The 15,920-nt window shown below is 32.4% G+C and carries 15 protein-coding genes and 1 pseudogene; 6 read left to right on the top strand and 10 right to left on the bottom strand.

The annotated features are described in order from the left end of the window. Positions 1-1,086: 1,086 nt before the first annotated feature. The 8 genes from PF327_RS07055 to PF327_RS07020 form a co-directional block, all read right to left on the bottom strand. Positions 1,087-1,662, bottom strand: a complete 576-nt coding sequence (locus PF327_RS07055; RefSeq protein WP_289401879.1) for a HyaD/HybD family hydrogenase maturation endopeptidase — start codon at positions 1,660-1,662, stop codon at positions 1,087-1,089. A 31-nt stretch (positions 1,663-1,693) separates the two neighbouring features. Continuing rightward, positions 1,694-2,437 (bottom strand): cytochrome b/b6 domain-containing protein, encoded by a 744-nt coding sequence (locus PF327_RS07050; protein WP_289401877.1) that lies wholly within the window; start codon positions 2,435-2,437, stop codon positions 1,694-1,696. 10 nt (positions 2,438-2,447) lie between these two features. After that, complete coding sequence (locus PF327_RS07045; protein WP_289401876.1) at positions 2,448-4,211, bottom strand: nickel-dependent hydrogenase large subunit; 1,764 nt, start codon at positions 4,209-4,211, stop codon at positions 2,448-2,450. After that, a complete protein-coding gene (locus PF327_RS07040; protein ID WP_289401875.1) occupies positions 4,211-5,449 on the bottom strand; it encodes a hydrogenase small subunit in 1,239 nt (412 codons plus the stop codon). The genes PF327_RS07045 and PF327_RS07040 overlap by 1 nt, the downstream gene beginning before the upstream one ends. 161 nt (positions 5,450-5,610) lie before the next feature. Continuing rightward, positions 5,611-6,378, bottom strand: a complete 768-nt coding sequence (locus PF327_RS07035; protein WP_289401874.1) for an Aq_1264-related membrane protein — start codon at positions 6,376-6,378, stop codon at positions 5,611-5,613. 159 nt (positions 6,379-6,537) lie between these two features. Then, the gene (locus PF327_RS07030; protein WP_289401873.1) at positions 6,538-7,839 is read right to left on the bottom strand and encodes a nickel-dependent hydrogenase large subunit; all 1,302 of its coding nucleotides are present in this window, start codon (positions 7,837-7,839) and stop codon (positions 6,538-6,540) included. Continuing rightward, a complete protein-coding gene (locus PF327_RS07025; RefSeq protein WP_289401872.1) occupies positions 7,836-8,732 on the bottom strand; it encodes an NADH-quinone oxidoreductase subunit B family protein in 897 nt (298 codons plus the stop codon). Before PF327_RS07025 ends, PF327_RS07030 begins: the two co-directional genes overlap by 4 nt. Positions 8,733-8,735: 3 nt before the next feature. After that, entirely contained in the window at positions 8,736-9,329 is a 594-nt protein-coding gene (locus PF327_RS07020) for a TetR/AcrR family transcriptional regulator (protein WP_353049157.1), read from the bottom strand. Positions 9,330-9,813: 484 nt separating this feature from the next. On the opposite strand from PF327_RS07020, the gene PF327_RS07015 reads away from it, so the two are divergent. Then, entirely contained in the window at positions 9,814-9,939 is a 126-nt protein-coding gene (locus PF327_RS07015; protein WP_289401871.1) for a hypothetical protein, read from the top strand. 123 nt (positions 9,940-10,062) lie between these two features. Next, positions 10,063-10,629 carry a tyrosine-type recombinase/integrase gene (locus tag PF327_RS07010; protein ID WP_289401870.1) on the top strand — a complete coding sequence of 189 codons (567 nt, stop codon included), beginning with the start codon at positions 10,063-10,065 and terminating at the stop codon, positions 10,627-10,629. A 70-nt stretch (positions 10,630-10,699) separates the two neighbouring features. On the opposite strand, the gene PF327_RS07005 is transcribed toward PF327_RS07010, so the two are convergent. Continuing rightward, positions 10,700-12,229, bottom strand: a complete 1,530-nt coding sequence (locus PF327_RS07005; protein ID WP_289401869.1) for an SEC-C domain-containing protein — start codon at positions 12,227-12,229, stop codon at positions 10,700-10,702. 580 nt (positions 12,230-12,809) lie between these two features. Here PF327_RS07005 and PF327_RS07000 point away from each other — a divergent pair. Next, a complete protein-coding gene (locus PF327_RS07000; RefSeq protein WP_289401868.1) occupies positions 12,810-13,475 on the top strand; it encodes a hypothetical protein in 666 nt (221 codons plus the stop codon). Positions 13,476-13,708: 233 nt separating this feature from the next. Here the strand turns inward: PF327_RS07000 and PF327_RS06995 are convergent, their stop codons facing one another. Then, a complete protein-coding gene (locus PF327_RS06995) occupies positions 13,709-13,855 on the bottom strand; it encodes a hypothetical protein (RefSeq protein ID WP_223889964.1) in 147 nt (48 codons plus the stop codon). A gap of 277 nt (positions 13,856-14,132) precedes the next feature. On the opposite strand from PF327_RS06995, the gene PF327_RS06990 reads away from it, so the two are divergent. The 3 genes and pseudogenes from PF327_RS06990 to PF327_RS06980 form a co-directional block, all read left to right on the top strand. After that, positions 14,133-14,663 (top strand): hypothetical protein, encoded by a 531-nt coding sequence (locus tag PF327_RS06990; protein ID WP_289401867.1) that lies wholly within the window; start codon positions 14,133-14,135, stop codon positions 14,661-14,663. 348 nt (positions 14,664-15,011) lie between these two features. Next, positions 15,012-15,275 (top strand): 30S ribosomal protein S18, encoded by a 264-nt coding sequence (gene rpsR / locus PF327_RS06985; protein ID WP_289401866.1) that lies wholly within the window; start codon positions 15,012-15,014, stop codon positions 15,273-15,275. Positions 15,276-15,819: 544 nt separating this feature from the next. Beyond that, positions 15,820-15,920, top strand: a pseudogene (locus PF327_RS06980) (30S ribosomal protein S18); the annotation flags it as partial.

Raw genomic sequence — 15,920 nt, 5'->3', positions numbered from 1 at the left:
ATAGAATTGGAAGAAGCATGTTTTATTAAATCAATTTTAGAGTTATACTATTGAACAATTTAATTGATCGTCTGGCTGTATACTAAACAATGGTATTTGAAATTTTTATAAATAATTGATAATAATTATTTACTACACAACCAGACAAAAGGAAGTAACAAACATAGCAATCGGAGGTAGCATGTTTTCTTTTAAATCAATTTTCAGAGTTATACTATTGAACAAATGAATTGATTGTCTGGCTGTGTACTAAACAATGATATTTGAAATTTTCATAAATAATACGTAATAATTATTTACTACACAACCAGACAAAAGGAAGTAACAAACATAGCAATCGGAGGTAGCATGTTTTCTTTTAAATCAATTTTCAGAGTTATACTATTGAACAAATGAATTGATTGTCTGGCTGTGTACTAAACAATGATATTTGAAATTTTCATAAATAATACCTAATAATTATTTACTACACAACCAGACAAAAGGAAGTGACAAACATAGCAGTCGGAGGTAGCATGATTTCTTTTAAATCAATTTTCAGAGTCATACTATTGAACAAATGAATTGATTGTCTGGCTGTCTACTAAACAATGATATTTGAAATTTTCATAAATAATACGTAATAATTATTTACTACACAACCAGACAAAAGGAAGTGACAAACATAGCAGTCGGAGGTAGCATGTTTTCTTTTAAATCAATTTTCAGAGTTATACTATTGAACAAATGAATTGATTGTCTGGCTGTGTACTAAACAATGATATTTGAAATTTTCATAAATAATTCATAATAATTATTTACTACACAACCAGATAAAAAGAGAAAGAGCTATACAAATAAAAGGTTCTACAAAGCTCTACTTTTGGACAAGGTAAATAATAAAATAACTTATAATTTTTCTATCTTATCTGGCTGTGTACTAAACAATGTTACTTTAAAGAAATGTCAACTATAATATATGTATTACTCAACTGGTTCAGCATGAGCAAGATTTTAGTATAAATCAAGGTGGACTAAGTAAACATATCTATCTATGTGAAGATGGACAAACATATGTTTTTCTTACCCAGCTGAGTAATACATATTTTATATGAACTTTGACATGTCATTATAATCTTCCATTTTTGGATTAGCATAAGCATCTATTATTGTCTCAAAAGAGACTCTTTTACAAAAAGTTCTATGCAAACTAATACCGGAATCTCTCAACTCTTTTAATGTAGCATCTACGAGTTTCGGCATATGCTTTAGTACTGATGGTGTAAGTCCATTACGTACTTCTATAATATCTTTTGGTACCATCGTTATGAGTTGTACATCTCCCATATTCTCATGAAAAGAGCAGATCTCAAGCATCATAGTAATTTCTACTTCGTTCGCAGTTTGGCGTATTGTAGAACCATTATTCATCACTTCTTCACTAGACTCAGAAGATATAGTCCCCACTGGAGCATCTTTTGAGCCTGTGCCAACAACGATGATCTTGTCATACTCTTGATAGTAAGTCATAAGCGTAAAGCCTAATGTTCCTCCTTCAACGATGGTCAAACACTCTGGTATATTATAATTTTCTTCTATGTACTTCACTAAGTAGGCCCCAAGACCCTCATCATGAAACATAATATTACCAATACCGATAAGTGCTACTTTTTCATACCTCAATCTTAATCCTTTAAACAAAGAAGAAATATACTTATTTGTCATCTTCATTTATTTTTACATATTTACCGCCACCTATAACAATATTAATATCACCTTCTTTCCAGAAGATACTACGCCATACTTGATAATAAATATGAAATACTACCCAAGCAATGATCCACCACATCGTATAATGATGTGAAATACGCACATCCATAATAGAAGCTGTAGGTCCAGCACCGATTAGCCAACCACTTACCGGAATCGTCCAATCTGTGACAAGGTGTAACATCCATGGCCACCACTCACCAATTGAACTAAGGCCAGAACCTAAACCATGTACATACAACTGAAGTCCAGTCAAAAGCATCCACACTAACAACAAGTGGAAGATCGTGAAATAAACTGAATTAAAACTATCAAGATAACTTGAATCAAACTTCTTGCGTCTGTTAAGTGTCACAAGATTTAAAAATACCTCAAAAAACTGTTTTATATTACTTTGATTTGGAATATCTTTTTTATATGGTTTCACCTTTAGGAAACGCGTTGAAAATGCAAGATAAAAAATAACAATTGATGTCACATCAAAGATTATCGCAACAATAAAATGTCCCCAACGATTCCATGCCATAACATATTTATCTACAGCAGGATCAGCAATAAAGGTTTGATAATACGGATGAGCGATATAAAGCCCCGTTGCTACAGCTACAATCATCGAAAAGACATTGGTCCAGTGGATGATACGCGTGGTAGCATTCATCCGTTCAATTTTTCTATATCCAGGTTTCATCATATACTCCTTAAAAGGCACATGTAGGATCAACTTTATATACTGCTAATTCCTTACCTTTTGTGTCCACGACATGCACCGCACAAGCAATACAAGGATCAAAACTATGGACAGTTCTAATAATTTCTAACGGCTCCTCAGGATTAGCAACTTTTGTACCTATAAGACTTGCTTCATAAGCACCCAATTCACCATTTGGTCCTCTAGGTCCCGCATTCCATGTTGATGGGACAACAGCTTGATAGTTTTCAACTTTTCCGTCTTTTACTTTTACCCAGTGGCCTAGAGATCCTCTTGGTGCCTCTGCAAGTCCCACACCTTTTGTATCCGCACTTACATGATCAAAATCAAACTCTGTCCAAGTACTAAGATCACCCATAGCAACATTTTTTGCCAATTCATCAACCCATTCCATCATGACATCACACATTAACTCTGTCTCTATGGCACGTGCTGCAGTTCTACCAATAGTTGAAAAGAGAACTGTTACAGGCAAGTTTGATCTTTTTAAGAAATTACCTACATATTTTGTTACTCTTTTATCACCTTTTACATACCCAATAACCATACGTGCAAGTGGTCCAACTTCCACTTTTTTACCATCATACAGAGGAGACTTAATCCAAGAGTACTTTTCATCTGTTTTCAAGTATGAGTATCCATCTTCTTTTTTCTCAAACCCTGTAAATTTAGGGATAGTTGTACCCTCATATGGGTGTTCTGGAGCACCTGTACCCTCATACCAAGAATGTGTTACATCTTCAGTAATTTTTGCTTGATCAACTTCAAATGCTTTACTGATATCACCATCCAATACAAGTCCTGATGGGAAAAGTGTCTCTGCATTATAGAATCCTGTATCATCAAGTCTAAAGTCTCCATAAGACATATAACTTAAGATACCACCACCCGTTCCACCTACACCTTTGTAGGTAGCATCTGTATCAGTTGCCTCTTCAGCATACATAGTTCCAGCCATATATACATCTGGAAGATACGCTCTTTTAACAAATTCTGTACTGTCCTTTAATAACTGCTTAAAGAGTGCGATTCTAGCAGGGTTTTTAATATCCTGAACACAGGTCACACCACCCACGACAATAGATTGTGGATGTGGGTTTTTACCACCAAATATAGATTGCATTTTAGCTATATCTCTTTGAATATCAAGTGCTTTAAGATAGTGTGCTACACCAATAAGATTTTGTTCTGGTGTAAGTTCATAGTGGTCATTACCCCAATATCCATTTCCAAAGATACCCAATCTTCCTTCTTCGACAAACTTTATAATACGTTTTTGTATAAGCTTAAACTCTGAAGGATCAGAAGTAAATGCATCTACACCGGCCACACGTGCCCATTTAGCAGCTTCTACTGCAGTCTTATAAGGATCTGCCTTTGTTGCTGCTATAACATCGACAAAATCAAGTGCATGTAAATGATAGAAATGTACAAGATGATCATGTACATATAGTGCCCCTTGGATCAAATTTCTAACTAATCGTGCATTTTTAGGTATAGTGATGTCAAATGCATCTTCTACCGCTTCAATACTTCTCTGGTAATGTGTACCAGTACAGACACCACAAATACGCATTGCCATCAAACCACAATCTCTTGGATCTCTGCCCTTAAGGATTGTTTCTATCCCTCTAAACATTGTTGATGAACTGAATGCATCTACAATTTGATTATTCTCATCTATTACTGCTTCAATACGAAGATGTCCTTCAATTCTTGTAATAGGGTCAACAATTATATGTTTCTTAGACATTACTCTTCTCCTTTATCTACTCTTTTACCGGCAACTGCACTCGCAGCTGCATGAATACCTATACCAATACCTGCTGCAGTAAGTAACCCTAAACCAAACTCATCAACTGTTTTTTCTACACCGCCTGTAGGTGCTTTAATATTGGCATCTGACATTGGTCTTTCATACGCATACTTGTCCCAGAAATCTGGTTCAGAACAACCTATACACCCACGGCCAACACCAATAGGCCAATTTACACCTTCGTTATATCGTATAATAGAACAGTTGTTAAAAGTCATTGGACCTTTACATCCAACTTTATAGAGGCAGAAGTTATTTTTAGCCCCTTCATCACCCCACTCTTCCACGTATTCACCAGCATCAAAGTGTGCACGTCTTTCACAGTTATCATGGATACGATAACCAAAAGCAAACTTTGGTCTAAGTAAAGAATCAAGCTCCGGAATAGAACCAGTCAATACATAGTGTAAAATAACCCCTACCATATTTGAAGGGTTGGCAGGACATGCAGGTATATTTATAACTGGTTTACCTTTTACTACATCCATAACACCTACAGCGTCTGTAGGATTTGGTGCAGCTGCAGGAATTCCGCCATAGGTTGCACATGAACCTACTGCAACAACAGCAGCTGCATCAGCTGCTACACGGAGTAAATGATCATGGAATGTTTCTGCATGTGCACCAATTGTCCCATACTGACCATTCATACCCATAGGAATAGAACCTTCTACGAAAAGTAAATACTTTCCTTTAAAGTGTTCAACTGCTTCTTCCATTTGCTTTTCAGCTTGATGTCCTGATGCAGCCTGTAATGTTTCATGAAATTCTAAAGAGATGATATCAAGAATGATTTCATCAATTTGTGGCCCGTCACTTCTAAGTAATGCTTCAGAGTTACCTGCACAATCTTGTAACTCTAACCATATAACAGGTACACGATTCATCATAACAGCTGCTTCCGCAACCAATGGTGTAAATGAAGCTGGTAACATCAACATTGCAGTTGTTGCAGATGCCCATTTAAGAAAATCTCTTCTTTCAAGACCTTCATCTTCAATACTTTCTGTAAAGTCTAGTCTATTATTAAGCGGTTTTAACTTTTTTAAATCATCAAGTCTTGCTCGACATTTGATATACAACTCATCGTAATATGTATCGCCTTTATTTGTGTCCACTTTCGCACTTTGAGAGGTAAAAAGTTTTTTTACGGACTCTTGCTTATCCATACTCATCTATTCTCCTTTTTTTATTCAAAATATAATTGAATATTGATTCACCATAATAAACAAATTAAACTTAAATATAAATGAATATTCATTCATTTATATATATTTAATCACCTTTTTAAATATTTTAATATAAATATTGTATACAATTTGTTAATAAATTGTTATTATCTATTATCATTCCATTCATTTATATTATAATCTTTTCCATTGCGAGGAAGTATCCACATCTGATACATTGATGTTCCCCACATTATCACAAATGCCATCATGTAACCAAAACCACCTATAATTACAAACCATGCAAATTGTGGAAATATGGAGGTGATCCACCATGAAGAAATATCTATAATTAAAAATCCAAATGGAATCGCGATAATAAAAGCCTTAAGTTTTTCATTCAACCCTACAGCTAAAGAAAATATGAGCCCGACAAAAATGAATATGAAAGCAATACCAAAAAGATGAATATGAGAAACTCTAGTCAGAGAATCTACCGATGCACCCATATCTGTTTTTGCAACTTCAGCTGTTTCTTCATACTCATCAAACTTAGGTAATCCAGGTATTGAACTATGACACTGCACACAATTTGCTGAAAAAACTGGTTCAACTTTTTTCCAATGTTCTAGGGGTGCTCCTTCTCTTGCCCATTTGATCAATGTTGTTCTATCTTTATCACTAGCTTTATCTTTCATAGACCCATTTAACTTGACTTCTAATTTAGAAGAATTTCTATTACCATGATAACTATAAACAACGTCATCAACTGATACACCTAATTTACCATCTGCCATACCATGTGTTAAAAGTATTTGAATCCCTGACATTATAAATCCTACTGCCATCACTAGTAAATAACCTGTAAATAGTGTTCTTACGGCAATTCCTAAAGAAGGAAGATTCATTTGACCCATTACTTTATTATTCATCATAATAATCCTTTCTATACTTAATTTATTACATTTTTTCTAAAAAATGAATGAGTATTCAGTATAGTAGGTAAAAAAACTTAAAGTAAAATGAATACTTATTCACTTTATGTAAAATATTTATAAATGTTGATTTTTGAAATATCCTAAATATGTATTATATTATTGAGTGGTGCAGACAGAGCAGACATCAAATGTACGAAAAATAAACGTTGCTTCTTCTATACTTGAAGAACCAATCATCGCTTCTATTGCTATGCCCTGGTCTACTGCTTTGGAATTACCAAGATTCCACTGAGTCGGTGTAATAATGTCATAATTGGTGATGACACCATCCCGTACTGTTGTCTTATGTATTAGTGAGCCTCTAGCAGCTTCAACTGTACCTATACCATCAAAATCAGTAAGTCGTACATCCGATTTTAATACACAAGATGGCTCATCTAATTGTAATTTATTGAGTAAACTTTTAGAGTAGTCTAACAAAAGTGCTACTTCGTGTATACGTGCAAATACTCGTGATAATACAGAATCTTTAAAGCGTTTATGTAAACTTCTGACTATTGGTGTCTTAGCAACCATACCTCTAGCTAATGGGCCAACTTCATAAAACTTATCTTTATAGGTTACAGCCTTTGAAACCGTACCTTTTTGTTCATTTTCTATCACACAAGATATATCAACATTTGTAACATTTGTAATAATAGACCTACCTGGCTTAGAAAGGACACTTTCTCCAAAAACAATAAATCTGTCATGACTGTATCCTTTATTACCCATATCGTTAACTATCATAAGACGTAATAGTTTGCCAAAGTCACCTTGTATCTTATCAAACGAAGAGACTGATTCCATCGCTAGATAGTCATCTATAGAAAGTCCAATCACCACCTCTTCAAAGAATTTAATGCTTTCATCTACAAGACTTTGTGCTTGCATCACATCAAGATGTGTTGGATCACAGGTCACTCCACCTGGAATAGCATAAGAAGCATGTGGCCATTGTCCTGAAAAGACAGCTAATGCTTTAGTAATAGTAGAGGCAAGATATGTGGCCTTCATGGCATAATTTTCTTCGCTAACGGCTCCTACAAACTTTTCAAAGTGCGGGAATATAGTCATATAAAGCCATTTAATATGGTTTTGTATGAGTTCACATGACAATGTAAACTCTCGTATGGCTTTTGCTTTGGAAGTAAGATTTACTTTTAACCCTGAATTTTCATATCCATTTTCTATAGCACGTACCGCCGCTAAGAGATGTGCATGGTTACAAATACCACAAACTCGTGGTGTGATCACTAAAGCATCCCAAGCATCGTGACCTCTAAGTATTTCTTCTATACCACGGTAAAAACCAAAGTTTATCTTTACATCCTCTATTTCACCTTGGTTAAATGTGAAATCCAATTCCGCCTCACCTTCTATCTTCTCTATAAGTTTTTTAACGGTTATATTATTCATTTATCATATTCCATAAGTCGCTCTGAGAAACGTTTAATCGTAAAACTTTTCGCCACACTGGTAAGTGTCAGATATGCTCGCTTAGATACGCCGAGTGGCATCTTATCCGGTATTCCCATATTAGTTTTTGTTTCAAAGAATGATTCTTGCGGATAGTTAGGTTCCGTGCAACCAAAGCAAGGGGTTCCTGCACGTGTTTTGGAATTTATATCATTCCACAATATCTTGTTACAACTACCTCTAGTATAAGGGCCTCGGCATCCAGTCTCATAAAAAAGACAACCTTCCTTAAGTCCAAAAGTTTTTGTGTCTATCTTCCATTCAAAATACTCGTTACGCGTACATCCCATATGTACTGTGTATCCATAAAGTTCTACTGGACGGTGTAAGTTGTCAATAGGGATATCTTTCTTTCCTGATATCATCAAAAGGACATAAGAGAGCCACTTAGGATGCATTGGACAACCCGGTAGCGATATAAGTTTGGAAGCATACGCATTATAACGCTCTGTCTTCTCTTCAGCATTGAAACAAAAACCTGAAATTGCCTCAGGATTTTTTTGTTTAAATATGCCTCCAAAAGTTGCACAGGTCCCAACAGATATAATATGTTTAGCTTTATTTGCATAATGCTTTATAATTGATGACACTTCCACACCACTTTTCAAAAACCCTTCTTCTTGAAAAGAACCTTCAAGTATGAGTATATCACAAGGTACAATACCTGCTATAACATCTTCCATACTGTATGAACTATCAAGTACAGGATGATGCACAACTTCAAAATGTGAAAGTATAAAAAAGAGATCTGGATGATTTAAAAAAGAATGAGTGTTTCCATTGCAAGTGATAGACTGTAGCCAAAGCAATTTAGGTTTGTTTTGGCTTGCCATACTTTATACCTTTAATGCATTATATATGTTGTACGAAATATCATCTATATATTCTTCAATAGGCTTAGGTAATACATCCTCTCCTTTGAGAAAAACCATTCCACCCAAGTATCCCATGAACAGCCCAAAAGCAGAAAAGAAGTCCTGGTTACGTAACTCTCCAGAAGAAACAGATTCATCAAAGAAAATCATAATTTCAGTGATAAACCCAGAAACACAGACCATTCCTTCACAGCCATGATGAAATACCTCACGATTAGAAAGATATACGCGTAGAAAATACTCTATCATTTCAGGCTTATCTTTTGCCATCATAAAATAAACTTCAACAATCTTCCCAATCTTTTCTTTAGCACTCACATCCATCATATTAACTTTATGTATCTCTTTACCCAATGCTTGAGAAGTATATTTTATAATCTCCTGTGCTAAGATATCTTTGGATGAAAAATAATTATATACATTTCCTACACTCATATGAAGTTTCTTAGCTATATCAGGAATAGTTGTCCCATGAAAACCGTTTAGCGAAAAAAGTTGTAAGGCCGCTTGTATAATAGATTCACGTTTTAATGCTTTCTTATCTGTTATTTTCACGTTCAAGAATGTCCTTTTAAGATTATTGTATATTTTAACATAAATTATCATATTCTAAACAATTCACTCGTCTAAAATATTAATTTTCATCTATCTTAACCAAAAAATTACATTTGGAACCTTGTAAGTCAGCCTAATAGTTATATCAAAGCTCTTTTATAGAATACACTTTTTTTTTATTTTTTATAGTGTAAAGATATTTTTTAAATAATCTTATCATATATTATCGATATACGGATATATAAACTAGTGTACATTTTATAAATAAAATTGAATCAAATTTCAGTAGATTATAAAGAAAGCCGATGGACTGTGAACAATCCTGATGTTGTAGTCGATGCTTCGAGCTGGAAGATGTGGAAACCTTTGATTGGCAAAAGTTGCGAGTTTATATTTCATGGAGAAGAGCATCAGGTCTTAGAGCTTAAATGTAGTAATAAATCAATTTACTTCTCATCTCAAGAAGAAGGGAGCTGGTTCGCAGATGTTTTACACATTTCAGCATCAAAGCCTCTGTACAACAGCTAACAATCCAAAGGAGACCAATCAAAAAGCCGTGCGCAGGTTTTTGATTGGTCATTTCAAACGTTATGAACTTTTTATTCACTAAAAAACAAAACCTTATCATCTAACATATTTTATAACGTTTTTCGCTATAGCGGCGTTTGCGAGTCATAAAATCATACCTTTCAATAGAAAACCTTATAAAATGTTCTATATAGGAGGTTTTATAATGAAAACTATAAAAGAAAGCATAAGCTCAAAAGAGTTTAAAAAACTAATGATTTACACTAGAGGTAGAGAGGATCTAAGACGAAATACAAAAAAGAATTTGCTTAGAACATTTGTCTTTTTGTATTACACAGGTGCCAGATTAAATGAGCTTCAAACACTTAAAATTAAAGATGTAAAAAAATTACTCGAAAAAGGTGAATTGTTTCTGTTTACCCAAAAGACAAACTCCCAGAGGAAACTATATCTATCTCCTCGATTCAAACATGATCTGTTAAATCTTGAATTTGAAGACGATGGAGAATGTAATTTAATACAACGTGCGGGTCATCCAAAAAGCTCAATGCATCCTCTAAGCTATATAACCATTGTTAACAAGTTCATAAAAGACACTTTAGGGCCAAACTATACCTCTCATAGCTTTAGACAGGGATTGCTAACTGAAATGGCAGCTAAGGGTATAAATGTGCAGATCATGGCCAAGTTCGTCGGACATAGTTCTTTCAAGACCACATTAAACTATGTAACACCAACCGATGAGATGGTTATGTCATCGGTTGTTAGATAATTAGGTTTTATATTGTAAATTAGACACTAGATGATAGAGGGGGTATTGTTTTGAATTTTAATTGGCTCTACTATACAAAAATATTTAAAGCTTTTCTTTCCAAATCATCTAAATATTGTTTATATGGATCTGGAGTAAAACCTGGAAAATATTCATTTTCCTCAATACTATTTAATAGCTTAATACATTTATAGTTTGCCTGCAGGACACCATTCTGCTCATATGGACTAGAATCATTCATTATTTTTATTAACTTTTTTGCCAACAAAAGAGCATGTGGAGATTTTTGTTGAAAGAGATTCTTCATTTCATCTATATATCTTCTTGTTAAATACAATCCTTGAAAGTTAATTCTAGTAAATACTATTGCTTCATAGTGTATTCTGAATATAGGTAGACTCAATGCCTCCTCTTTATCCCTTTCGTCAAGTGTGGTTTTCATTTTATCAAGAGTTGGATTAAAAAAATTGCTTATTTTAAAACCTTCTCTCGACATTTCTGCAGTAATAGGAATATGCAATATAACACTACTTAACTCTCTTATAACCCTTTCTCTTTTATCGTTGTAATATTGTTTCTCCGGAACATAAAAACCATTTTTATGATATATTGCAGATAAAAAAGCAAAGATAAGATTTTCTATAGATAAACCAGTCTGTTTATTAATATTGACTAGTACATTTTGCTCATTAACCCCAAACGAAATATGCCTTTCATTATTACTATCGAAATGAAAGCTTAAAGGCTTTCGATAAATGCTTTGAACTTCATTCATTTTCTGTTGTAGTTTGAAGGAAGAATTTAATAGTTTTTCTAATCTTGTATGCAGCTTGTTGCAACAGTTCTTATAGAGCTTTCCACTTCCACATGCACATTTTTTTGCATGATCCTCAGTATTATTCCACACTAATTTGATTTGTTGGGTTTTTTGCTCAACTTCCGGTAAATCATAATGAAATCCTACTCCACTTATGCCTCCTTTGGATTCAATCTTTAGTGTGTCTTGATTACCACCATTTTTACTCAAACTTAATTTTATATTGTCGATTTCGCGATACCCAGGCAATGTATACTTTGTACCATTAAGTGTTTCATAATTAATGATGTTAGTACTTCCAACATAAATTTTATTTCCTTTAATCGAAAGCCAAAATGGAACTTTGTTAGAAACTGAATCACCACTAGGAAGTACTAACTCAGATTTAGAAGTTTTGACATAAAATTCTTTACCCTCTGATCCAGAAATATTTACATTGTTGTAAGATAAATCAAGTGTTTTGATTACAATATTATTTTCTGGTAAAAACTGTAATACTAAACTATATTTTCCAAGCTTTTTTCGTATGGTAATTGTATTTCCTTTTGTCTGTATATCAAATGCATTAATTGAACCAAACCATTCATTTTCGCAAATCCATGCAATTTCATTATTATTATCATCAAAAAATGAAGCCGAAATCCTAGGAATTGAAGAAGCTTTATTTTCGGGAGGATATATTGAAAGAATATTTTTGTCATCAATTTCAATAATATTTGATGTATTAATAAATTTATTACCACAGACATTAATAATAAAATCTTTACTGGGGTCAATATCCATATCAAATTTAGAATGTCCTGATTTTAGACAATATGGGTCATTTTTTGCTATTTTTATTCTTTCTTTTGACCAAAGCTTTCTAGTTACTTTAGAGTGACAATTTGGGCAGAGTAGTGCAATTCCTTCAGCAATATGTTCTCTAGCATTATAAAATTCAGGGTCTATATGCTCATAATCATAAATGGCGTTACCACAGACAACACAACCATATCCACATTTTTGTCTTACTTCTCGTTTAATTGTTTCTGGTATATGTCTTGAAAGGCCATATTTGTTTTTTATAGTAATAATACACCTCTAGTAATAAATAATGATTGTAGTGACAACTTGATATAAAGAGTATATCTAAAATGTCTTGCACTGAAAACCTTATAAAATATGTTAGATTATAAGGTTTCTATTGCTTTACTAAATAATTATGCTACAAAATTTTGTTTTTATGCATGTTTTATAAATTTAATTTGTGGCGAATATTTCTTAAAAAAAAATAAAAATATCTCTTACATTTTGCATAAGAACTAGATAATTTGTTAAAAAGATGATAGACTTTATCACATAATAATTAATTAGAGGTGGATATATGGCATATGCAAAGATAATAGAAGATGATATAGAAGAGATTAAGATTCAAAAACCTGACTACCTTGGATCATTTATAGGTGCATTAATGATGGGTGCTGTTGCTGCTTATATAGGTGAGGCATATGTCAAAGATATGTACAATATGTCTAATAGAGAAGCTGATGAAGTTTTTTTTATAGTTTATGGAATAACTATCTTGGTTTCCATGATGATAATCTATACACCAAAAAGAGCTGCAAAAGCTGAAGCTAATAAAATAAAGAAGAAAGTGGAAAAAGAAAAAGCAATAGATAAAAAAAGCATAACAGGTATTTGGAAAGATATGGAAGATAAATTTATACAAGTATTTAAGGTTAATGGAATACCTAGAGCATTTGGGAAGAAAGATACAGATCTATCAGGGGAAGTATATTTCTATACTGAAATTAATGGAAAAATACATAGAAGTAAAATTATAAGTTTTCAAGTTGGACAAGAGACTATGCAGAATATTCAAACTACCCTGATTTCTAATAAAATAGAGACTCAAAACAAGGGTGTATTTATTATTCATATAATGACAGAGGATGGAAATGGTATAGAGATTAAAAGTAATATTAAAGATGGAAGAAAAATGGAAAGTGATTATTTGTACTTTAAACATTTAGAGAAGCCTTTAGCATAACAACTTTTCAGAAAATGTTGCATGATCTAACTATTGGTGAATATAAAAGAACTATATATCTCTATCTATGGGTTCATTTTTAATACCTTATAATATATATAAATTTATTAGGTTTTATTAGCTGCTAATTGTTAAAGATAAGTATGAAGTTGAGTATGAATGTTTTCTAAGAGAAAAGAAAAAAGGCGTACCCTAGCTTTAGGATACGCCTTGCTTTTTTTATTCACAATATATTAAAATGAACCACCAAGATATGCATCCCAGTGTCCAGAATTATCTGGTATTCCTGAGCCAGCTTGATCTACTGGTGCAGGATGATGTGCCATAGCGCTTGAAGCTAAACCAATTGTTAGAAGTAAGATTGCTGTAAATTTTTTCATATTAAATCCTTTTTATTTAAATATCCATCTGATACTCAAGATCAGAACCGTGTTATTGAATTACAGAATGAAGTATAAGCAAGAAGTGTGAAACTAGTGTGAAGAGAAAACCTTATAAAATATATAACTTTATGAGGATTTCTTTCCCATTACATTCTATGTTAGATTATAAGGTTTTGATTTCACGATCTAAAAAATTGTGTTCTTTGAAGTAGTGCTAAAATAAAGAAGATATACGACATAATCTATACAAACAAAAATCTCAAGGCCGACATGGATGATAAATAAACTTTTAGAGCAATACTCTTTAGCAGAAAAAAAAAGATTAGATAATCCAAAGACTTATTTTTTATTAAAGAAGAGTAGTCTTGCCAGAAAAGCAACTTTTAAATTCACTTTTATTTTCTTTGTATTATATATCGCAACGGCTTTTTTACTTAATGGAAGAATATGCTATTTTTCTATCTATTTGGTCCCTGCATTTATAGGAGCTGTAGGTGTCTGGGCATTAATACATCAAAAGGTTTATAAATATGTGTTTAGTGATGAACTTGATGAGTGCAGATTGTATGTAAGCACAATTGAGAAGTTCATGATGAAATACATGGGAACGCTTCTTGGTCTCATAACTATCTCCATAAGTGTATTAATTTTCCTTTATTTTGTAGGAGTGGTAAAAATTTCATTTCTTCCTGAACCTTGTTCAATTAAAAAAGCCGTTCAGTTTAACAGGAACTACAGAGAAGCGTTAGAGAAATGTATTGAGGACATACCATTAGAGACACTTTTACCTAAAGAGGAAAAATAAAATAATTTATTTTAAAAACCTTATAAAATATATAACTTTATGAGGTTTTCATCGATATATGATGTCAAAAAGTATCATAAAAAAATACTTTTTAGTATCATATCAGTTGAATATAAAAATGATACTATTTGGTATCATTTTTAAATACTAATAGTTTTCACAAAAAATTATCACTAACAGACACCTTCTAAAATATATAACTTTATAGGGTTTTCATTGCGTTTAAATTATTTTACTCTAAGAAAAATCAAAGTCAAACTACTGTATTATATCGCTTCAAAATTCTTGCTCATTTAGACGAGTTAAAAAACTCACATTTATATGGGCTATTAAACCAAAAGGACCAACATGGCAGAAAGAAGAAAATTTAAAAAAAGATTTTGTAAATATTGTGAATCAAAAGTAGACTTTATAGACTACAAAGACTTGGGATTACTTAAATTCTCACTAAGTGAGAGATTTAAAATCATGCCAAGAAGACTCACTGGTAACTGTAAAAGACATCAAGAGCTTGTAACAGGCGCGATCAAAAGAGCTAGACAAACAGCACTTATTCCGTATATCGTAGATAGAAAGAATGTTGTTGAAAATCCATTTGAAAACCTTAAATAGTTTTTTAACTATTTTAGATTTCAAATTACTTCCCATTATCTTAATGGGAATATATCCTTTTAATATCACAAATATCTCATTAATTTCAAAATAAATTAACATTGTCAATTTTTAGAATGTATCTACTTAAACTTTACCTCAAAAGAAAGTCTTGCATAAACATAAGCAACATCATGGTTTCAATAAGTGTAAATTCATAGAAATTAATATAGCATAGTATATTAATTTTACCAATACATATTTTTGGTTTTTGTGTTTATACACAACCAAGTGTCTACTGTGCCTCTATAATTTATTATCTAGGAAATCTTGAAAAACACAGTCTCTACCTAAAGAGTATTTTTTTAATCTACTCCTGCATGGAGAGGTTTATAAAAAATATTCTATGATCACTTATAGTGTAAATATAATTAGTTATTTTTTCCAAAATAATTGAATTTATTTACATTTAATATAATAATCTTATCTTAAAACCGTGTAAATAAGGTTTATATACAGTTATTTACACTATATTTGTTATACATACCCTTTTTAGGAGAACACCATGGCAGAAAGAAGAAAATTTAAAAAAAGATTTTGTAAATATTGTGAATCAAAAGTAGACTATATAGACTACAAAGACTTGGGATTACTTAAATTCTCACT

This window comes from Sulfurovum xiamenensis, assembly GCF_030347995.1.
Classification (GTDB): domain Bacteria; phylum Campylobacterota; class Campylobacteria; order Campylobacterales; family Sulfurovaceae; genus Sulfurovum; species Sulfurovum xiamenensis.
Note: the sequence above shows the minus strand (reverse complement) of the source record. Positions and strands in the feature narration are given on the sequence as shown.

Coding starts and splice junctions, on each gene's coding strand:
- PF327_RS07015 (WP_289401871.1), top strand. CDS start 9,814: ATGTTTTACACATTTCAGCATCAAAGCCTCTGTACAACAGCTAACAAT.
- PF327_RS07030 (WP_289401873.1), bottom strand. CDS start 7,839: ATGAATAATATAACCGTTAAAAAACTTATAGAGAAGATAGAAGGTGAG.
- PF327_RS07010 (WP_289401870.1), top strand. CDS start 10,063: ATGAAAACTATAAAAGAAAGCATAAGCTCAAAAGAGTTTAAAAAACTA.
- PF327_RS07025 (WP_289401872.1), bottom strand. CDS start 8,732: ATGGCAAGCCAAAACAAACCTAAATTGCTTTGGCTACAGTCTATCACT.
- PF327_RS07035 (WP_289401874.1), bottom strand. CDS start 6,378: ATGATGAATAATAAAGTAATGGGTCAAATGAATCTTCCTTCTTTAGGA.
- PF327_RS06995 (WP_223889964.1), bottom strand. CDS start 13,855: ATGAAAAAATTTACAGCAATCTTACTTCTAACAATTGGTTTAGCTTCA.
- PF327_RS07000 (WP_289401868.1), top strand. CDS start 12,810: ATGGCATATGCAAAGATAATAGAAGATGATATAGAAGAGATTAAGATT.
- rpsR (WP_289401866.1), top strand. CDS start 15,012: ATGGCAGAAAGAAGAAAATTTAAAAAAAGATTTTGTAAATATTGTGAA.
- PF327_RS07005 (WP_289401869.1), bottom strand. CDS start 12,229: ATGGATATTGACCCCAGTAAAGATTTTATTATTAATGTCTGTGGTAAT.
- PF327_RS07050 (WP_289401877.1), bottom strand. CDS start 2,437: ATGAAACCTGGATATAGAAAAATTGAACGGATGAATGCTACCACGCGT.
- PF327_RS07040 (WP_289401875.1), bottom strand. CDS start 5,449: ATGAGTATGGATAAGCAAGAGTCCGTAAAAAAACTTTTTACCTCTCAA.
- PF327_RS06990 (WP_289401867.1), top strand. CDS start 14,133: ATGATAAATAAACTTTTAGAGCAATACTCTTTAGCAGAAAAAAAAAGA.
- PF327_RS07045 (WP_289401876.1), bottom strand. CDS start 4,211: ATGTCTAAGAAACATATAATTGTTGACCCTATTACAAGAATTGAAGGA.